The following is a 19,704-nucleotide window of genomic DNA, read 5'->3' as shown; positions in this document are numbered from 1 at the left end:
AGGGGGATCAGAGCCGAAGGTCGGACCCGAGAGAGATCATGAGCCTCCGCGACATCCACACCCCCGTCCTGCTCGACCGCTGCGTCGAGCTGCTCGCGCCCGCCCTGCAGGAGGACGGCGCCGTCCTGGTCGACGCGACCCTCGGAATGGGCGGCCACTCCGAGGCGCTGCTGGAGCGGTTCCCCGGCATCCGCCTGATCGGGCTCGACCGCGACACCGACGCGCTGCGGATCGCGGGTGAGCGGCTCGCCCGGTTCCGCGATCGCCTCACCCTGGTGCACGCCGTCTACGACGAGATCGGCCTGCACGCTCAGGGCGCCGCGGGCATCCTGTTCGACCTCGGGGTCTCCTCGCTGCAACTCGACGAGGCCGAGCGCGGTTTCGCGTACGCCAAGGACGCTCCGCTGGACATGCGGATGGACCAGACGAAGGGCGTCACCGCCGCCGACGTCATCGCGACCTACAGCGAGGGCAACCTGCGGCGCATCTTCGAGCGCTACGGCGAGGAGAAGCTCGCGGGCCGCTACGCCCGATTCATCATCGAGGCACGGCAGAGGCAGCCGATCCTGCGGTCGGGCGAACTCGTCGACATCCTCGTCGCTGCCACGCCCGCGGCCGCCCAGCGCGCTGGACACCCCGCCAAGCGGGTGTTCCAGGCGCTGCGCATCGAGGTCAATGCGGAGCTGAACGTGCTCGCCGACGCGATCCCGGCCGCGATGGACGCCCTCGCCGTCGGCGGGCGCATCGTCGTGATGTCGTACCAGTCGCTGGAAGACCGCCTGGTCAAGCAGGCGTTCGCGGCCGCGTCCGCGTCCACGGCCCCGGCGGGGCTGCCGGTCGAGCTCCCGGAGCACGCCCCCCGCTTCCGCATCCTGACCAAGGGCGCGGAGCTCGCCGACGACGAAGAGCGCGCCCGCAACCCGCGGGCGATCCCGGTGCGCCTGCGCGCCGCTGAGAAGGTGCGGGAGAGCGCATGAGCATGAACGCAGTACGCACGGCGGCCCGTCCGCTGCCCTCCGAGGCGCCGCAGCGCGCACCGAAGCGGCGACTGCAGCCGGTCACCACCCCCGCGGTCCGCCGCAAGCCGAAGCTGGCCTATGCGCTCGTGGCCCTGGCCGGCGCCCTCGCCATCGGCGCGGCGCAGGTCGGATTGTCCCTCGCGATCACGCAGGACTCGTTCACCCTCGCGGGCCTGTCGTCCCAGCAGCGGGAGCTGGATCTGCACACGCACGCCCTGCAGGAGGAGCTCACCGGCCTGAGCTCGCCGCAGGTGCTCGCCAGCAGCGCGGCCGCGCTCGGGATGGTCGTCGCCGGTTCCCCCTCGTACCTCCGGCTCAGCGACGGCGCGGTCTTCGGCACGGGGTCGGGAGCCGACTGGACCTCGACCGTCGACCCGAACGGCGCGGCGGCCGTCGGGAACGTGCTGATCACCGAGAACGCACCGCCCGCGGAGCAGACCGCGCAGGGCGAGGACGGCGTCGCGCCGCCCGCGCAGGATCTTCCGCCGGCCATCACCGACGGCCTCCCCAGCCCCACCACCCACTGATCGCAACGACCACGGAGAGATCCCATGACGACACGAGCCACGCGCGGACCGCGGCGACGCACTGTCGTCGCTCTGGCGGTCATCCTCTCGGTCCTGGTGGCGTTCGTCGTCCGCCTCGTCGACATCCAGGTCGTGAGCGCCGATGAGCACGTCTCGCAGTCGCTCGAGCACATCGGGGCGGGTTCCGCCATCCCCGGCCAGCGCGGCTCGATCGTCGACTCCGGGGGCACCGTGCTCGCATCGAGCGTCATGGTCTACGACGCCCAGCTGAGCCCGCAGGTGATCATGCTCGTCGAGGAGAAGAACCCGAAGCTGCCGTGGGCCGAGGCCTCGGACAAGATCGCCGCGATCACCGGTCAGACCGGCGAGGAGGTGCGGGCGCTGGTCTCCAACGCCCTCGCCGAGAACCCGAACAGCCAGTACGCGCCGCTCAAGAAGGGCCTGAACACCGAGCAGTACATCGCTCTGCGCGACCTCGGCATCGGCTCCTACCTGTCGCTCAAGCCGCGGGAGACGCGGGTCTACCCGAACGGTGCGGTCGCCGGGAACATCCTCGGCTTCCTCGACAACACGGGGGAGGCGAAGGCCGGCGTCGAGCAGCTCGAGGAGACGTGCCTCGCGCCGGTCGACGGTGAGGAGACGTACCGCAAGGGCAAGGACGGCGTCGTCATCCCGGGCAGCGAGAAGGTCGTCGACGCCGTGGACGGCGGCACCGTGCAGCTCACGATCAACAGCGACCTGCAGTGGTACCTCCAGCAGATGATCGGCGAGGAGGCGCAGAAGCAGGGCGCCAAGGGCGGCACCGTGACGGTCGTCGAGGTGGCGACGGGCAAGATCCGCGCTGCGGCCGAGTGGCCGGCGATGGACCCCAACGACCTCGACTCCTCCACGCCCGAGACGCGCTACAGCCAGATCTTCCACCGAGACTTCGAGCCGGGATCCACGTTCAAGGCGATCACCGCCGCGGCCGCGATCGAGGGCGCGGGTCTCACGCCCCTGAGCACGGTGACCGCCTCGTCGCGCGAGACGTTCCCGAACGGTGCCGTCATCAACGACGCCTTCTCGCACCCGGCCTACAACTACACGCTCGCGGGCGGCCTGATCGACTCGTCGAACGTCGCACTGTCCAAGTTCGGCACCATGGTGTCGCCCGAAGTGCGCTACGACTACCTGCAGCGGTTCGGCGTCGGCCAGAAGACGCTCGACTTCCCGTCCGAGGTGTCCGGCCTGCTGCACCCCGTCTCCGACTGGGACAGCCAGTCGCTGTACACGACCACGTTCGGCCAGTACTTCACGGTCACCGCGCCGCAGCTCGCCGGCGCATACCAGGCGATCGCGAACGGCGGCGAGAAGATCGACCTGTCGCTGGTCGAGTCCTGCACCGGCGCGGACGGCACGGTCTCCGAGGTGAAGAAGCCCGAGCACGAGCAGATCGTCGCACCGCAGACCGCGGCCGACCTCACCCGCATGCTCGAGAACGTCGCGGTCCAGGGCGGCAACGCCGATCGCATCCAGGTTCCCGGCTACCGCGTGACGAGCAAGACGGGTACCGCACAGGTCTCCGACGGCAACGGCGGATACAAGGCCGGCGTGTACTACACGAGCATGGTGGGCTTCGCTCCGGTCGACGATCCGCAGTACGTCGTCGTGGTCACTCTCGACGAGCCGACTAAGGTTGTATCGTCCGCGGCCACCGCATCCGCCTTCCAGAAGGCGATGACGCAGGTGATGAAGACCTATCGCGTGATGCCGTCCTCTGTCCCGATGGACGCGCTCCTCCCCAAGTTCGGATAGTCGGCGAGAGCCGCGCATGGAGATGACATGATCGCCCTGACGCTCGCTGAGATCACCGCCGCTGTCGGCGGTGATCTGCGTGTGGCCGGAGAGCACACCCCCGAGACCGTCGTCGACGGCCTGGTCGACACCGACTCGCGCACCATGCGGCCGGGATCGATCTTCGTGGCGAAGCCCGGCGCGGAGACCGATGGACACCGTTTCGTCGGTGCGGCGGTCGAGGCCGGTGCCGTGCTCGCGATCGTGGAGCATCCGGTCGACGTGCCCGTCAGCCAGATCGTCGTCTCCGACGCCGTGGTCGCCCTCGGCGAGCTGGCGCGCGCGGTCGTGGGCCGCGTGCGCGCGGGCGGTGGGCTGCGTATCGTCGGCATCACCGGGTCCAACGGCAAGACCACGACCAAGAACTTCCTCGCACGCATCCTCGCCGACGAGGGGGAGACCGTCGCCCCGATCAACTCCTTCAACAACGAGGTCGGTGCCCCCGTCACGATGCTCCGCGTGACCCACGACACCCGGTACCTCGTGAGCGAGTTCGGGGCGGCCGGCCCGGGGAGCATCGCCCGCCTCGCCGGACTCGTCGAACCTGACCTCGTCGTCGTGCTCATGGTCGGGCTCGCGCACGCGGGCGGCTTCGGCGGCATCGAGGCCACGGCCAAGGCGAAGTCCGAGCTCGTGTCGGCGGCGCGGGTTCCGGGCACCGCCGTGCTCAACGCGGACGACCCCCGGGTGTGGGCGATGCGCGAGCTCGCCGAGCACCGCGGCCTTCGCGTCGTCGGCTTCGGTCAGTCCGACGCGGCCGAGGTTCGCGCCCACGACATCGTCGTGTCCGCCTCCGGGACGACCTGCACGATCGAGGTCGCGGGGGAGCGCCGCCCGCTGCGGCTCCGCGTGCTCGGCGCTCATCACGTGACCAACGCGCTGGCCGCCCTCACCGCGGCCGTGCAGCTCGGCGTAGCTCCGGCCGACGCGATCGCCCGCCTGGAGACCGTCGAGATCGCCGAGCGCTGGCGCATGCAGCCGATGGGCAACGATCGCGTGCGCATCATCAACGACGCCTACAACGCGAGCCCCGACTCGATGGCCGCCGCTCTGCGCACGCTCGCGCAGATCACCGGCCCGGACGAGCGCACGGTCGCCGTCCTGGGGGCCATGAGTGAGCTGGGCGACAGCGCGGGCGAGGAGCACGACCGCATCGGCCTGCTCGCGGTGCGTCTCAACATCCGACGCATCGTGGTGGTGGGCCCTGAGGCGCGCCGCCTCTACCTGGCCGCGGTCGGCGAAGGCTCCTGGGACAGCGAGGCCGTGCATCTGCCCGACCAGGATGCGGCGTTCGAGTACCTGCGCACGGAGCTGCGCGACGGCGACCGCGTGCTGGTGAAGTCATCCAACTCCGTGGGCCTGCGGCATCTCGGCGATCGTCTGGGAGAATTGTTCTCGTGAGGTCACTCATCATGGCGGCGGCGATCTCGCTCGCCTTCACCCTGTTCCTGACCCCCGTCTTCCTCCGGCTCTTCCGGAAGTGGGGCTGGGGGCAGGTCATCCGCACCCCCGAGTCCGTGCACAACCCCAGCCACGAGGCCAAGCGCGGAACACCGACCATGGGCGGCGTGATCTTCATCCTCGGCTCCATCGTCGGCTACTTCACGGGCGTCCTGGTGAGCGGGGAGACACCAGCGCTGTCCGCGATCCTGGTGATCTGGCTCATGGTGGGCTTCGGCGCGGTGGGCTTCATCGACGACTACATGAAGGTGCGCAGCCAGCGCAGCCTCGGCCTCTCCGGGTGGCGGAAGGTGATCGGCCAGCTCCTGGTCGTCATCCCGTTCGGCATCGTGGCGTTGAACTTCCCGAACCGCTGGGGTCAGACACCCGCGAGCGCCTCGATCTCGCTGTTCCGCGACATCACGTGGCTCAACCTCTTCGCCTTCGGTGTGGTCCTCGGCTGGATCCTGTACCTGGCGTGGATCGCGATCATCGGCGTGGCCACGTCCAACAGCGTCAACCTCACCGACGGCCTCGACGGGCTCGCGGCCGGTGCCGGCGTGCTCGTCGTCGGCGCCTACAGCGTGATCGCGTTCTGGCAGTTCAAGCAGCCCTGCATCGGCGGCGACCCCGGCGCGCTCGGCGGATGCTACGAGGTGCGCGACCCCTTCAACCTGGCGATCATCTCGGCCTCGTTCGCCGCGAGCCTCATCGGCTTCCTGTGGTGGAACGCCCCGAAGGCGAAGGTGTTCATGGGCGACGTGGGCTCGATGGCGATCGGCGGCGTCGTGACCGCGATGGCGATCCTGACGCGCACCGAGCTGCTGCTCCTCGTGATCGCGGGCGTCTTCGTCCTCTCGTCCGGCTCGGTCATCCTGCAGCGGGCGTACTTCAAGGTCACGCGCGGCAAGCGACTGTTCCTCATGAGCCCGTTCCACCACCACCTCGAGATGCGCGGCTGGTCGGAGGTCACGATCGTCGTGCGCATGTGGATCATCGCCGGCCTGCTCGCGGTCTCGGCGATCGGACTGTTCTACGTGGAGTGGCTGACCCGTGTCGGCTGAGCGTCTGGCCGGACTGACCAGCTGGAACGCGGACTGGTCGGGGCTGCGCGTCGCCGTGCTCGGACTGTCGATGACCGGCTTCTCGGTCGCGGACACCCTGGCGGAACTGGGCGCCGAAGTGCTCGTGCTCAGCGAGTCGGCGGACGAGGAGTACGCGCGCCTACTGCCCGTGATCGGCGCGGCCCTCGAGCTGGGGTCGCTCGCCGAGGTGCCGGAGGCCCTGCGCGCGTTCGAGCCGGAGGTGGTGATCGCGTCGCCGGGCTTCTCGCCGTCGCACCCCGTGATCCGCTGGGCGCAGGACGCCGGCATCGCGCTCTGGGGGGACGTCGAGCTCGCGTGGCGGGTGCGGGACAAGGTGCTCCGCGCCGACGGGACCCCGGCCGACTGGGTGCTCATCACCGGCACCAACGGCAAGACCACGACCACGCAGCTCACCGCGACCCTGCTGGTCGAGGGCGGCCTGCGTGCGGCCCCGTGCGGCAACATCGGGGTGCCCGTGCTCGACGCGGTGCGCGACCCGGCCGGCTTCGACGTGCTCGTGGTGGAGCTGTCGAGTCATCAGCTCTGGTACCTCGGGTTGTCGCAGCCGGAGGGGGAGCTGTTCCCGTACTCCGCCGTGTGTCTGAACCTCGCCGACGATCACCTCGTGTGGCACGGCAGCGCGGAGGCCTACCGCGACGCGAAGGCCCTGGTGTATCGCAACACGCGCGTGGCCTGCGTCTACAACAAGGCCGACGTGGCCACGCGCCGCATGGTCGAGGAGGCCGAGGTCGTCGATGGCGCCCGCGCGATCGGCTTCGACCTGGGCATCCCCGGCCCGAGCGACCTCGGCGTGGTGGAGGGGCTGCTCGTCGACCGGGCATTCCTCGACGACCGCGCCCGCAGCGCCCTCGAGCTCACCACCGTCGCCGAGCTCGAGTCCGCTGGACTCTCGGCGCCGCACATCGTGCAGAACATCCTCGCCGCCAGCGCACTCGCCCGGTCGCTCGGCGTCGAGCCGGAGGCGATCCACTCGGCCCTGCAGGGCTTCCACCTCGACGCTCACCGCATCCAGGTGGTCGCGCGCCACGCCGGCATCACCTGGGTCGACGACTCCAAGGCGACGAACCCGCACGCGGCAGCCTCCTCGCTGCGGGCGTACCCCGGAGCGGTGTGGGTCGTTGGCGGTGATCTGAAGGGTGTGGACATCTCCGAGCTCGTGGCCGATGCCGGGGCGTCCGCCCGCGCGGCGGTCGTGATCGGTGTGGAGCGCGGCGATGTCGTGGCGGCATTCGGGCGACACGCGCCGGCGGTGCCGGTGTTCGAGGTCGACGCTGGCGACACTGGACAGGTCATGAACCGCGTGGTGGAGATCGCCGCGGGGATCGTCGAAGACGGGGGCACCGTGCTGTTGGCCCCGGCCGCGGCGTCCTTCGACCAGTTCTCCGGCTATGCGGAACGTGGCCGCCGCTTCGCCGAGGCGGTACGTGAGTGGATCGAGCGGGGGAGCGCCGATGACGCAGGTGGCTCGCCCTCCGCGCTCTGAGTCGGGCGGCCTCGCGGCCCGGGTGTCTCTGGGGCGCCGGTTCACGCCGGTGTCGACCGAGTTCCTCCTGATCGCGTCGACCGCGCTGCTCCTCACGATCTTCGGCCTGGTGATGGTGCTGTCGGCCACCAGCGCGACCGCCGTCGCGAACGACCAGAACCCGATGGACGGCGTGCTGCGCCAGGGCGTCTTCGCCCTGCTGGGCATCCCGCTGATGTTCCTCATCAGCCGTCTGCCGATCGCCTTCCTGAAGCGCATGGCCTGGCCCGCGCTGTTCGGCGCGGTCGCCCTGCAGCTGCTGGTGTTCACGCCTCTGGGCATCGCGGACGGCGGCAACCGGAACTGGATCCAGATCGCCGGGTTCCAGATGCAGCCGTCCGAGTTCCTCAAGCTCGCGCTGGCCCTGTGGATCGCCGCGGTGCTGCTGCGCAAGCAGACCATGCTGGGCACCTGGCACCACGTGTTCATCCCGGTCGTGCCGGTGGGCGCTCTCGCGATCGGGACCGTGCTGGCGGGCAAAGACCTGGGCACCGCGATGGTGATGGTCCTGATCCTGCTCGGCTGTCTGTTCTTCTCGGGCGTCAAACTCCGGCTCTTCATCATCCCGATGATCCTCGGCGTGGTCGCGGTGCTCGCGTACGCACTGTCCAGCGAGGATCGGATGCGGCGCATCACCGCGACGTGCGACGACATGGCGCTCTACTACACCGACTGCTACCAGTCGATCCATGGCATCTGGGGCATGGCCTCTGGCGGCATCTTCGGGCTCGGCCTGGGCAACTCGCAGGAGAAGTACGGCTGGCTGCCCGCCGCGGGCAACGACTTCATCTTCGCGATCGTCGGCGAGGAGCTCGGCCTGATCGGCTGCATCGTGGTGCTGGCGCTGTTCACGTTCTTCACGGTCGGCGCGTTCCACATCATCCGCAAGACGCCGGACCCCTTCATCCGGGTCGCCGCGGGCGGCATCACGGTGTGGATCGTGGGCCAGGCGGTGCTGAACATCGGTGTGGTGATCGGTGTCTTCCCCGTGATGGGCGTGCCGCTGCCGTTCATGTCGCAGGGCGGGACGGCGCTGTTCGCCGTGCTCGTGGCCTGCGGTGTGCTGCTCGCCTTCGCCCGGACGATCCCCGTCTCGGAGAAGCAGTCAGGTGCGCGGGGTAGGGTCGCTCGGTGACCTCGTATCTTCTCGCCGGCGGTGGCACCGCCGGCCATGTCAACCCGCTGCTCGCGGTCGCCGATGCGTTGCGCGAGCGTGACCCCGAGGCCACGGTCCTGGTGCTCGGGACGGCCGAAGGCCTGGAGTCGCGGCTGGTGCCGGAGCGCGGGTACCAGCTGCTGATCGTCGACAAGGTGCCGTTCCCGCGGCGTCCGAACGCGCAGGCAGCGGCGTTTCCCGGTCGCTTCCGTCGTGCGATCGCTCAGGTGCGTCAGCACATCCGCCGTCACCGCATCGACGTGGTGGTCGGCTTCGGCGGGTACGCCTCGGCTCCCGCGTACGTGGCGGCGCGCCGCGAACGGGTGCCGTTCGTGGTGCACGAGGCGAACGCCAAGCCGGGTCTGGCGAATGTGCTCGGCGCCCGGGCTGCCGCAGGGGTGGGCGTCGCGTTCGAGGGCACACCGCTTCGCCGTGGCGAGGTCGTCGGCATGCCGCTGCGACGTGAGGTGATCGCGCTCGACCGTGCCGCGACGCGTGCCGAGGCGGCGGAGCACTTCGGCCTCGACCCCGCACGACCCGTCCTGCTCGTGTTCGGCGGTTCCCTCGGAGCCCAGCGGCTGAACGACGCGATCGCCGATTCCTGGCGCGACATCCTCGACGCCGGGTGGCAGCTGCTGCACGTGACGGGGGAGCGCAGCGACCTCGAGGATCCCCGCGTGCCTGGCTATACGCTGCGCCGCTACGTGGACCGCATGGACCTCGCGTTCGCCCTGGCCGATCTGATCGTGTCGCGGTCGGGTTCGGCCACCGTGAGCGAGGTCAGTGCTCTGGGCATTCCCGCGCTCTACGTCCCGTACTCGGTGGGCAACGGCGAGCAGCGGCTCAACGCCGGCTCGGCGGTGGCAGCGGGAGCAGCCGAGCTGCTCGACGACGCCACCTTCGACGGCGACGCGGTGCGGCGGCTCGTCGTGCCCCTGCTCGGCGATCCCGAGCGTATCGCGCGCATGGCGGCGGCCGCGGAGAACGTCGGTACCAGGAACGGTACGGAGAACGTGATCCAGCTGATCGACCGTGCCCTCGGTGCGGCGTGACTCCGGCGTCCCGACCGGAACGAAAAGTAGACTGAAGCGGACATGATCAGACCCGACCTCTCCCTCCCCCTTCCCGAGACGATCACCTCCGCGCACTTCATCGGCATCGGCGGCTCCGGCATGAGCGGGCTCGCCAAGATGTTCCTCGACGCCGGCATCCGGGTGTCCGGAAGCGACCGCGCCGACAGTGACAACCTGCGTGCCCTGGCCGCCGCGGGCGCGACCGTGCACGTCGGTCACGACGCCGCGCACCTGGGCGACGCCGACACCGTGGTGCACACCGGTGCCATCTGGCCGGAGAACCCGGAGTTCGTGACGGCGAAGGAGCGCGGTCTCCACGTCATCCACCGCTCGCAGGCGCTGCACTGGCTGATCGGATCGCGACGTCTGGTGTCGGTCGCGGGGGCCCACGGCAAGACCACCTCGACCGGGATGATCGTGACCGCGCTGCGCGAGCTCGGGGCGGAACCGCACTTCGTCAACGGCGGCGTGATCGAGCAGCTCGGAGTGTCCAGCGCCACGGGAAGCGGTGACCTGTTCGTGATCGAGGCCGACGAGTCGGACGGCACGTTCCTGCTGTACGACACCGCGGTGGCGCTCATCACGAACGTCGACCCCGATCACCTGGACCACTACGGGTCGGACGAGGCGTTCCACGACGCGTTCGTGCGGTTCGCCGACGCGGCCTCGGAAGCCGTCGTGATCTCCAGCGACGACCCCGGTGCGCTGCGGGTCGGGGCGGGGCTGTCCCACGCCCACGTGCTCACGTTCGGTGAGGCGGAGGACGCGGATGTGCGCCTGACCGACATCGTCACGGACGGACCGGTCGCGGCGACTCTGGTGTACGCGGGGGAGCAGGTGCGCATGCAGCTCGCCGTCCCCGGGGCCCACAACGCGATCAATGCGACCGGTGCCGTCGCGGTGCTCGTCGCGCTCGGCTTTCCGTTCGCCGACGCGGTGCACGCGATGGAGGGCTTCGCGGGGACCGTGCGTCGGCTCGAACGCCACGGGGAAGAGCGCGGCGTCACGGTGTACGACGACTACTCGCATCACCCGACCGAGGTCAGGGCGGCGCTGGAGGCGATGCGCACTCTCGCCGGCGACGGCCGACTGATCGCGATCCAGCAGCCGCACACGTACTCCCGCACGCAGCACATGTATCAGGAGTTCGCCGATGTGCTCGAGCAGCTGGCCGACCACACCGTGATGCTCGACGTCTACGGCGCCAGGGAGGATCCGGTTCCCGGTGTCACCGGTGAACTCGTGAGCGGTGCGTTCCACGACCCCTCGCGCGTGCACTTCGTGGCGGACTGGCAGCAGGCCGCCGACTACACGGCCTCGGTCGCGCGCGCGGGCGACGTGGTCGTCACGCTCGGCTGCGGCAACGTGTACCAGATCATCCCGCAGGTGCTGGAGTCGCTGCGTCGGACCGACGGGGCGTAGCGCATGCGCCGGCCCGCACCGCTTCCGAGCGCTCCGGATGCCCCGGAGCAGGCGCCCGCCGCGCCGGAACGGACTGCGCGTGCGCGTCGCCGTGATCCGGAGCCGCCGATCCCGCTCGTCGACGAGCCTGCGGGCGAGGCCGTGCAGGATGACGGCGCGGAGCGTCCCACGTCGACGAGGGAGGTGTGGCGGGCGGCTCGCGCTCGTCGCAAGGCGCTGCGCGCGGAGATCCGCCGCTTCACGCAGCGGTCACGTCGGCGCCGGATCGTCTGGCTCAGCAGCCTGGGTGCCCTCGTGCTGCTGGTGGGCGGGAGCGTCGCGGCGGCGTACAGCCCGCTGTTCGCGGTCGAGCGGATCACGGTCGCGGGGGCGACGACGATCGATCCTGCCGTGATCGAGGCGGCGCTGAGCGACCAGGTGGGCACCCCCCTCGCGCTCGTGGACACGAGTGAGGTGAAGGCCGCTCTCCTGGCGTTCCCGCTGATCGAGACGTACTCCCTGGAGGCGCGCCCTCCGCACGACCTGACCGTGCGCATCGTCGAGCGGACGCCCATCGGGGTGATCTCGTCGTCGGCGGGCTACACGCTGGTGGATGCGGCGGGTGTGGCGCTGTCGACGACGGCGGAGCAGCCCGCGGGTCAGCCGCTCGTGGAGACCGAGGGCGGGGTGGATTCGGCCGCGTTCCGCAGCGCCGGCCTGGTGGTGCGTGCACTGCCGGAGGGGATCCGCACGGCGCTGACGGAGGTGAGGGCGTCGACCGCGGACGATGTGACGCTCACCCTCAGCACCGGGCTCACGGTCGTGTGGGGGAGTTCGGAGGAGTCGGGTCTGAAGGCGCTCGCGCTGTCGGCGGCGCTCACCGCGAACCCCGAGGCGTCGTCGATCGACGTGACCTCGCCGGACGTCGCGGTCGTCGGCTGACGGCTTTCGGCGGGAATGGGGCGACACGCCCGTGTCGCTGCGCGCGCGCGGCCGGGCGGCGCTTACCTTCGATCTGAGAGAACGCAATACCGGGAAATACTTTACACCTCTAGTTGAGGTTTAAGGTTCCCATCCAAGGCTCGACTAATCGGAGGCCGGCCATGAGCCAGAACCAGAACTACCTCGCCGTGATCAAGGTCGTCGGCGTCGGCGGTGGCGGCGTCAACGCCGTCAACCGCATGATCGAGCTCGGGCTCCGCGGAGTCGAGTTCATCGCCGTGAACACCGATGCGCAGGCGCTGCTCATGAGCGACGCCGACGTCAAGCTCGACGTCGGCCGCGAGCTCACGCGCGGTCTCGGGGCGGGTGCCGACCCGGAGGTCGGTCGCCGTGCTGCGGAAGACCACGCGGAGGAGATCGAGCAGGCGCTGACCGGTGCCGACATGGTGTTCGTCACCGCCGGTGAGGGCGGTGGCACCGGAACCGGTGGCGCGCCCGTCGTCGCCCGCATCGCCAAGTCGATCGGCGCCCTGACGATCGGTGTCGTCACCAAGCCGTTCTCGTTCGAGGGTCGCCGCCGCCAGAGCCAGGCGGAGGCGGGCGTCGCCAAGCTCAAGGAAGAGGTCGACACCCTCATCGTGGTGCCCAACGACCGCCTCCTGGAGATCAGCGACCGCGGCATCTCGATGATCGAGGCCTTCGCGACCGCCGACCAGGTGCTCCTCGCCGGTGTCCAGGGCATCACGGACCTCATCACCACCCCCGGTCTGATCAACCTCGACTTCGCCGACGTCAAGTCGGTCATGCAGGGTGCGGGATCCGCGCTCATGGGCATCGGGTCGGCGCGCGGCGCCGACCGGGCCATCAAGGCCGCCGAGCTCGCGGTCGAGTCTCCGCTGCTGGAAGCCTCGATCGAGGGTGCGCACGGCGTGCTCCTCTCGATCCAGGGTGGCTCGAACCTGGGCATCTTCGAGATCCATGACGCCGCGGACCTGGTGAAGGAGGCCGCGCACCCGGAGGCGAACATCATCTTCGGTACCGTCATCGACGACACGCTCGGCGACGAGGTGCGCGTCACGGTCATCGCCGCGGGCTTCGACGGCGGGGAGCCGTCGCTGCGCCTGGACCCGATGGTCGTCTCCCGGCCGTCCACCGCATCGCTGCCGGAGGTCGCCCTCTCGGACGAGGCCGAGAAGCCCGCGGAGACGCCCGCCACCGAGTCGGCCCCAGCACCGCAGCGCACGCCGGCCACCAGCATCGAGCCGGCATTCGCCGACGACGACATCGACATCCCCGAATTCCTGAAGTGACGGCTCCGATGGGTGCTCCGGCGCCATCGGAGCTCGCGGCGCGGCTGTCGGCGATCGACGAACGGATCGCCGACGCCGCGCGCGCGGCCGGTCGCGCACCGGAGGAGATCACCCGGATCGTCGTGACGAAGTTCCACCCGGCGGCTCTCGTGCGCGAGCTGCACGCCCTCGGCGTCTCGGCGGTGGGGGAGAACCGCCAGCAGGAGCTGACCGCGAAGGCCACGGAGCTCGCCGACCTCGACCTGCAGTGGCACTTCATCGGCCAGGGGCAGACCAACAAGGCGGGGGCCATCCGGCGCAGCGCCGAGGTGGTGCACTCCGTCGACCGCGACCGCTTCGCCGACGCGTTGCATCGAGCGGCCGACGGCGACGATGTGCTCGACGTGCTCGTGCAGATCAATCTGACCGACGACCCGGGTCGCGGCGGTGTCGCACCCGACGCGGCGACCGCTCTGGCCGAGCACGTGCTGTCGCTGCCGTCGCTGCGGCTGCGCGGCGTCATGGCCGTCGCGCCGCTGGACGAGGAGCCCGCCTCCGCGTTCGCGCGGCTCCGGGGCATCGCCGACGGCATCCGCACGATCGAGCCGACGGCCACGTGGATCTCGGCCGGTATGACCGGCGACTTCGTCGAAGCCATCGCCGCCGGCGCGACACACCTGCGCATCGGTTCCGCAATCACGGGACCGCGCCCCGACCGGGGTTAACCTGTGACAAGACCAGCCCGAGACGTTCGAACCGGAGGACACGATGGGTAACCCGCTGAAGAAGACCATGGTGTATCTCGGCCTCGCCGACGAGGAAGAGGTCTACGAGGAGGAGACGCAGGCACCCGCCCGCGCCCACCGTGAGCGCGAGCGCGAGCGTGAGGAGCCGACCCCGGCCCCCGTCACGCCCCTCCGTCGTCCCGTCGCCGTCCGTCAGCCCGCAGCAGGAGCCGTGAACGAGATCCTCACCGTCCACCCGAAGCAGTACCGCGACGCGCAGCTCATCGCGGAGAACTTCCGCGAGGGCGTCCCGGTCATCATCAACCTCTCCCAGATGAGCGACGCCGACGCGCGGCGCCTCATCGACTTCGCGAGCGGTCTCTCCCTCGGCCTGTACGGCCGCATCGAGCGCGTCACCTCCAAGGTGTTCCTGCTCTCGCCGGAGAACATCGCGGTGTCCGGGCACGGGGGAATCGCGCACGCGGACGCCGAGTCCGCGGGCTTCGACCACTCCTAACCCGTGCAGCTGGTCTCGGTCCTCGCCAGCATCGTCCACCTGGTGCTGCTGCTGTACATCTTCGTGCTCTTCGCGCGGCTCATCCTCGACTACATCCCCCTGTTCAACCGGGAGTGGCGTCCGAAGGGATTCGGCCTCGTCGCCGCGGAGGCCGTCTACACGGTCACCGATCCGCCGATCCGGTTCTTCCGGCGGATCATCCCGCCGCTGCGCATCGGGCAGCTGTCGCTCGATTTCGGGTTCGCGCTCACCCTGCTGGTGGTGCTGATCCTGATGAACATCGTCCGGCTCTTCATCCGCTGACGCCGTGGCGTGTCGCGCCTCAGGGCGCCGCTGAGTTCGCCGAGCCTGGGTGTCGCGGCGTCGCGAGGCCAAGGCTCGGGGGCTATGCTGGCACCCAGGTGCGCGCCCCGGGTTCGCGCCACATCACGAACACGCCATACATCGGTACTGGCAATCGAACTCATCGAAAGAGGAGCCACCCATGGCACTTACCCCGGATGACGTCGTCACCAAGCAGTTCCAGCACGTCCGCTTCAAGGACGGCTTCGACCCGGACGAGGTCGACGACTTCCTCGACGAGATCGTCATCGAGTGGCGCAAGGCCCTCGAGGAGAATGCCGAGCTGAAGGCCAAGCTGGCCGCGTACGAGTCCGGTGCCGCGCCCGCCGCCGCCGAGACCCCCGCCCCGAAGCCGGTGGCCGCGCCCGCCGCCGAGGCCACGCCCGCCGAGCCCGCTCCGACCGGTTCTGCCACGGCGACCGCCGGGATCATCGAGCTCGCCCAGCGTCTGCACGACGAGCACGTCGCCGAGGGTGAGGCCAAGCGCAACGCGCTCATCGCGGAGGCGGAGACCGAGGTCGCTCGCATCCGCACCGAGGCCGAGGCCAAGCAGCGCGAGGAGTCGGCGCGTCTGGAGCGCGAGCGCAACACGCTCGAGGCCCGCATCACCGAGCTCCGCAACTTCGAGCGCGACTACCGTGCTCAGCTGCGCGGCTACATCGAGGGTCAGCTCCGCGACCTCGACGAGAAGTCGGCTTCCACGGACTCCACGCCCGTCTCCGCGATCGGCCTGTAAGGCGTCGCGTTGACAGGACGTCGTCCCCTTCGTCGGTCGGCGGCCGGCGCGCTCGTTGCGATTCTCGCAGCGGTCGTGCTGGCCGCCGATCAGTTTGTGAAGTACCTCACCATCGAGCACCTTCCGCTGCACGAGGTCGTCCCCGTGCTCGGGGAGTTCCTGCAGCTGTATTACATCCGCAACCCCGGAGCGGCGTTCTCGCTCGGGTCCGAGGTCACGTGGATCTTCACGATCGCCCTCGCGGTCGTCGCGGGAGTGATCGTCTGGAAGGCCTTCGGCCTGAGGTCCCGGTTGTGGGCCGTCGTCCTCGGCTGCCTCCTCGGCGGTGTGCTCGGCAACCTCAGCGACCGGCTGTTCCGCGAGCCCGGGTTCCCGGTCGGCCACGTGGTCGACATGATCTCCATGCCGTGGATGATGCCCGCGATCTTCAACGTCGCCGACATCTTCATCGTCACCGGCATGATCTCGGTGGCACTGCTGGTGGTGTTCGGCCTGCGCTTCGACGGCACCCGCGAGCGCGACCACGCGCCGGTGGAGACCGATGAGGACGCGGAGGCCGTCGCGGCCGAGCACGAGGCTGCGGTGAGTGAGAGCGACCGCGTCGTCGACGGACGCGCCTCGGCCGAGGCGGGGCCGTCGTCTCCCGAGGAGCGCTGAGCGTGGAGTCGCGCTCTCTCCCCGTCCCGGACGGGCTCGACGGCACGCGCGTCGACGCGGCCCTCGCGAAGCTGCTCGGCTTCTCGCGGACGTTCGCGGCGGAGGTCGCGGCGAGCGGCGGTGTGCGGCAGGACGGCGCGACGCTCGACAAGTCTGACCGTCTGCACGGCGGGGCCTGGCTCGAGGTGGAGTGGCAGCCCAGGGAGGCGCCGAGGATCGAGCCGATCGCGGTGCCCGAGCTGGGCATCGTGTATGACGACGACGACATCGTGGTGGTCGACAAGCCCACCGGGGTCGCCGCCCATCCCTCGCTGGGCTGGGAAGGGCCCACGGTCGTCGGGGCTCTGGCCGCCGCGGGTTTCCGGATCGCCACGAGCGGGGCTCCGGAACGGCAGGGCGTGGTGCATCGGCTCGATGTGGGCACGAGCGGGCTCATGGTCGTCGCCAAGAGCGAGAGCGCGTACACCGCGCTCAAGCGCGCGTTCAAGGAGCGGACGGTCGAGAAGATCTATCACGCAGTCGTCCAGGGACACCCCGACCCGCTCGTCGGCACGATCGACGCGCCCATCGGGCGCCATCCGAATCACTCGTGGAAGTTCGCGGTCGTGCCGGACGGCAAGCCATCGGTCACGCACTACGAGACGCTCGAGGCGTTTCCCGGAGCCTCGCTGCTGGAGATCCACCTGGAGACCGGGCGCACGCATCAGATCCGCGTGCACATGGCCGCGCATCGTCACCCCTGCGTCGGGGACCCGCTGTACGGCGCCGACCCCACGCTGTCCGCACGGCTCGGGTTGACGCGACAGTGGCTGCACGCCCACCAGCTCGCGTTCGCGCACCCGACCACCGGCGAGTGGGTGCAGTTCGCGTCGCCGTATCCGGCGGACTTCCGGCACGCGCTGGACGTGCTGCGCGGGGAGTAGCGGCTGTCCCGGGGTGCCGCGCACGCGGTGTCGGTGGTGTGCGCCACACTGACCGCATGAGCATCGTGGTGCGCCCCGCGACCGTCTTCGACGACGTCGCGACACTGGTGGGTCCGAAGAAACCGACGTCGAACGTCTGCTTCTGCCTCAGCTATCGGATCGGCAACAAGGAGAACGTGTCCCTGCGCGGGCAGGCTCGTGCGGATCGCGTGCGCGAGCTGTGCCACCAGGACCCGCCGCCGGGCGTCATCGCGTATCTCGAGGATGAGCCCGTGGGGTGGGCGGCTCTGCATCCCCGGCGTGACACCAGCTTCGCGCGCAATCGCCTCATCCCGCACGTCGACGATCTGGACGTCTGGTCGCTGTGGTGTTTCCGCGTGCGCCCGGGATTCCGCAAGCAGGGTGTCTCGCACGCGCTGATCGACGGCGCGGTCGCGTACGCCAGGGAACGCGGGGCTCCAGCGATCGAGGGATATCCGGTCGACAACGCGGGGGAGAAGGTGAACCTCACGATGGCGTACGTGGGGACCCGGTCCCTGTTCGAGGGTGCCGGCTTCACGAAGGCCGCCGACACCGGGTCCGTGCTCGACGGGTTCCCCCGGGTGCTCATGCGCCTCGACCTGCGGTGACGGGCCGTCGTGGAGTGACCGACCGGGTGAGTGAGGACCGGGGAACGCGCGGCGGATCGGTGGTCGACGGGGCGCCGCGACGAGTTTCGAACCGGATCGTGCTTCTGAGGCAATACATAGTGTGAGCACAGACAGCGAGATCATTCAGCGGTCGCTCGGGCAACCCCGGGCGTTCGCCGAACTGTTCGACAGACACGCCGGCGCGGTGGGTGGCTATGCCGCCCGCCGCCTCGGGATGGATGCCGGAGAGGACGTCCTCAGCGAGACGTTCCTCGTCGCCTTCGCGCGGCGGTCGTCGTTCGACACGTCCTGGGACTCTGCACTCCCGTGGTTGTACGGCATCGCGTCGCGGCTGATCAAGAAGCACAGGGCGCGCGAGGCGAAGCACCTGCGCTCGGCGGCGCAGTCGGCGGCGCGTGAGGAGCACATCGCTCACGGCGACCTCGACGGGACGATCGCCCGGCTCGACGCCGAGCTCTCGACCCGTCAGCTCGCGCCGCTGATCGCCGCGCTGTCGGCCAAAGACCGAGAGACTCTTCTGCTCTACGCCTGGGGCGACCTGAGCTACGAGGAGATCGCGCTCGCCCTCGGCGTTCCCGTGGGAACGGTGAGGTCCCGCATGAACCGGGTGCGGACACGGTTGGATCCGGCGCGCGCCCGCGGTCGGAACACGATGGTCACGGAGAAGAAGGGAGAAGTCGATGGACGTTTTCGAGCGCGTGCGTGAGGTCAACCGGGGGGCCGGCCTCAGCGAGGAGCACCTGACGTCGGCCAGGGCGCGGCTTCTCACGGGGATCGACGCGGGGGTGCCGGCCGAGCGGGCACGGAGGGTGCGCCGGCCGCTGTTCCTCGTCGCCGGGGCGGTCGCGGGGGTCGCGGCCGCCACGGCCGGGGTCGTGATGCTGAGCCAGCTGACGGCACCGGAGCCGCGCGTGGAAGCCGTGCCGGTGCAGACGCTCGATCCGCGCCCGCACGGCGACCCGCTGCCGCGTCCGTCGGCGACGTCGGGGACGGGTGCGACCGAGCCGTTCCCCGGTACGACCCCGCAGGCGGGGCAGTATCTGCACGTCACCACGACGGTGGACTCTCTCCTGTATCGGGACGCGCGGGTGACGGTGTTCACCTGGCCCTGGCATCAGGACGGCCTCGCGCCGATCGGCGCGCTCCTGGTTCGGGACCACAGCGAGACGTTCGTCCCCGCTGATCGCTCGGGCGAGTGGAGGGGGAGCAACGGCCCGAACTCCCAGCGGCTGCAGTTCTTCCCCGAGGACCAGTGGCCTGCGGGGGAGCTGGCCTGGGACAACCTGTTCCCGGCGAACGACAGCGTGGGCCGATGGACGTTCACCGGGGGATTCGATACCGAGGTGGGGCCGCCCACCGGCTCGACAGAGTACTTCGCGCAGTTCCCCCGCGATCCGCAGGCGTTGCTGGAGTTCGCGAAGAGCTTCGAGCGCGGGTACGAGATGGTGCCGGAGCAGGCGGACGAGGCAGCGGTCATCACGATCATGGACGCGCTCCGGTCTAATGTGGCCCCGGCCGATCTCCGCGAGGCACTGATCTCGGCCCTCGCCCTCTCCCCGCTCGTCGAGGCCACCCCGTCCGGTGGGACCGTGATCTACCGCGCACGGTTCCAGCACATCGATGCGCGGACCGACACCCTGACGGTCGATACGACGACCGGCTGGATGAGCGAGTACACGCTGCGCTACGACCGCACGGACGGTGCGGACGGCGACATGGTTCCGACCGACGTCCCCGACATCCGATACACCGCGACGGTGTCGATCGTCGACGCGATCCCCTGACAGCCACGGCGACCCGGACACGGGCCCCGGCACCGATCTCGGTGTCGGGGCCCCGCCGTAGA

Annotated in this window: 20 protein-coding genes; all 20 read left to right on the top strand. The window is 70.1% G+C overall.

Annotated features, from left to right (window positions below; all coding sequences use genetic code 11):
- Positions 1 to 38 precede the first annotated feature (38 nt).
- Positions 39 to 977, top strand: coding sequence for a 16S rRNA (cytosine(1402)-N(4))-methyltransferase RsmH (gene rsmH, locus KV394_RS15800; RefSeq protein ID WP_247981861.1), 939 nt, complete (start codon positions 39 to 41; stop codon positions 975 to 977).
- Positions 974 to 1,546: a hypothetical protein gene (locus tag KV394_RS15795; RefSeq protein WP_136031310.1), complete on the top strand. Its 573-nt coding sequence runs from the start codon at positions 974 to 976 to the stop codon at positions 1,544 to 1,546. The genes rsmH and KV394_RS15795 overlap by 4 nt, the downstream gene beginning before the upstream one ends.
- A gap of 24 nt (positions 1,547 to 1,570) precedes the next feature.
- Complete coding sequence (locus KV394_RS15790; protein WP_136031312.1) at positions 1,571 to 3,340, top strand: peptidoglycan D,D-transpeptidase FtsI family protein; 1,770 nt, start codon at positions 1,571 to 1,573, stop codon at positions 3,338 to 3,340.
- A gap of 27 nt (positions 3,341 to 3,367) precedes the next feature.
- Positions 3,368 to 4,780, top strand: coding sequence for a UDP-N-acetylmuramoyl-tripeptide--D-alanyl-D-alanine ligase (locus KV394_RS15785; RefSeq protein ID WP_136045632.1), 1,413 nt, complete (start codon positions 3,368 to 3,370; stop codon positions 4,778 to 4,780).
- On the top strand, positions 4,777 to 5,883 hold the full coding sequence (gene mraY, locus KV394_RS15780) for a phospho-N-acetylmuramoyl-pentapeptide-transferase (protein WP_136031316.1): 1,107 nt from the start codon (positions 4,777 to 4,779) through the stop codon (positions 5,881 to 5,883). The genes KV394_RS15785 and mraY overlap by 4 nt, the downstream gene beginning before the upstream one ends.
- Positions 5,873 to 7,408, top strand: coding sequence for a UDP-N-acetylmuramoyl-L-alanine--D-glutamate ligase (murD, locus tag KV394_RS15775; protein WP_247638912.1), 1,536 nt, complete (start codon positions 5,873 to 5,875; stop codon positions 7,406 to 7,408). Before mraY ends, murD begins: the two co-directional genes overlap by 11 nt.
- Positions 7,377 to 8,582, top strand: a complete 1,206-nt coding sequence (gene ftsW, locus KV394_RS15770) for a putative lipid II flippase FtsW (RefSeq protein ID WP_136031320.1) — start codon at positions 7,377 to 7,379, stop codon at positions 8,580 to 8,582. Before murD ends, ftsW begins: the two co-directional genes overlap by 32 nt.
- Complete coding sequence (locus tag KV394_RS15765; RefSeq protein ID WP_136045631.1) at positions 8,579 to 9,655, top strand: UDP-N-acetylglucosamine--N-acetylmuramyl-(pentapeptide) pyrophosphoryl-undecaprenol N-acetylglucosamine transferase; 1,077 nt, start codon at positions 8,579 to 8,581, stop codon at positions 9,653 to 9,655. Before ftsW ends, KV394_RS15765 begins: the two co-directional genes overlap by 4 nt.
- Positions 9,656 to 9,697: 42 nt before the next feature.
- On the top strand, positions 9,698 to 11,098 hold the full coding sequence (gene murC / locus KV394_RS15760; RefSeq protein ID WP_247981860.1) for a UDP-N-acetylmuramate--L-alanine ligase: 1,401 nt from the start codon (positions 9,698 to 9,700) through the stop codon (positions 11,096 to 11,098).
- A 3-nt stretch (positions 11,099 to 11,101) separates the two neighbouring features.
- Complete coding sequence (locus KV394_RS15755) at positions 11,102 to 12,019, top strand: FtsQ-type POTRA domain-containing protein (protein WP_136045629.1); 918 nt, start codon at positions 11,102 to 11,104, stop codon at positions 12,017 to 12,019.
- Positions 12,020 to 12,180: 161 nt separating this feature from the next.
- Positions 12,181 to 13,329, top strand: a complete 1,149-nt coding sequence (gene ftsZ, locus KV394_RS15750; protein ID WP_136031329.1) for a cell division protein FtsZ — start codon at positions 12,181 to 12,183, stop codon at positions 13,327 to 13,329.
- Between the two features lie 8 nt (positions 13,330 to 13,337).
- On the top strand, positions 13,338 to 14,033 hold the full coding sequence (locus tag KV394_RS15745; RefSeq protein WP_247982875.1) for a YggS family pyridoxal phosphate-dependent enzyme: 696 nt from the start codon (positions 13,338 to 13,340) through the stop codon (positions 14,031 to 14,033).
- A 43-nt stretch (positions 14,034 to 14,076) separates the two neighbouring features.
- Positions 14,077 to 14,550, top strand: coding sequence for a cell division protein SepF (locus KV394_RS15740; RefSeq protein WP_136031331.1), 474 nt, complete (start codon positions 14,077 to 14,079; stop codon positions 14,548 to 14,550).
- Positions 14,551 to 14,553: 3 nt separating this feature from the next.
- The gene (locus KV394_RS15735) at positions 14,554 to 14,853 is read left to right on the top strand and encodes a YggT family protein (RefSeq protein ID WP_136031333.1); all 300 of its coding nucleotides are present in this window, start codon (positions 14,554 to 14,556) and stop codon (positions 14,851 to 14,853) included.
- Positions 14,854 to 15,034: 181 nt separating this feature from the next.
- Complete coding sequence (locus KV394_RS15730) at positions 15,035 to 15,628, top strand: DivIVA domain-containing protein (protein ID WP_136031335.1); 594 nt, start codon at positions 15,035 to 15,037, stop codon at positions 15,626 to 15,628.
- Between the two features lie 60 nt (positions 15,629 to 15,688).
- A complete protein-coding gene (gene lspA / locus KV394_RS15725; protein WP_282187161.1) occupies positions 15,689 to 16,285 on the top strand; it encodes a signal peptidase II in 597 nt (198 codons plus the stop codon).
- Positions 16,286 to 16,287: 2 nt separating this feature from the next.
- Positions 16,288 to 17,208, top strand: coding sequence for an RluA family pseudouridine synthase (locus tag KV394_RS15720; RefSeq protein ID WP_247981858.1), 921 nt, complete (start codon positions 16,288 to 16,290; stop codon positions 17,206 to 17,208).
- A 56-nt stretch (positions 17,209 to 17,264) separates the two neighbouring features.
- Positions 17,265 to 17,837, top strand: coding sequence for a GNAT family N-acetyltransferase (locus KV394_RS15715; protein ID WP_247981857.1), 573 nt, complete (start codon positions 17,265 to 17,267; stop codon positions 17,835 to 17,837).
- A gap of 121 nt (positions 17,838 to 17,958) precedes the next feature.
- Entirely contained in the window at positions 17,959 to 18,564 is a 606-nt protein-coding gene (locus KV394_RS15710; RefSeq protein WP_136037292.1) for an RNA polymerase sigma factor, read from the top strand.
- On the top strand, positions 18,539 to 19,642 hold the full coding sequence (locus KV394_RS15705; RefSeq protein ID WP_247981856.1) for a hypothetical protein: 1,104 nt from the start codon (positions 18,539 to 18,541) through the stop codon (positions 19,640 to 19,642). Before KV394_RS15710 ends, KV394_RS15705 begins: the two co-directional genes overlap by 26 nt.
- Positions 19,643 to 19,704 lie beyond the last annotated feature (62 nt).

The sequence above is a fragment of the Microbacterium sufflavum genome (assembly GCF_023101165.1).
GTDB lineage: Bacteria > Actinomycetota > Actinomycetes > Actinomycetales > Microbacteriaceae > Microbacterium > Microbacterium sufflavum.
Note: the sequence above shows the minus strand (reverse complement) of the source record. Positions and strands in the feature narration are given on the sequence as shown.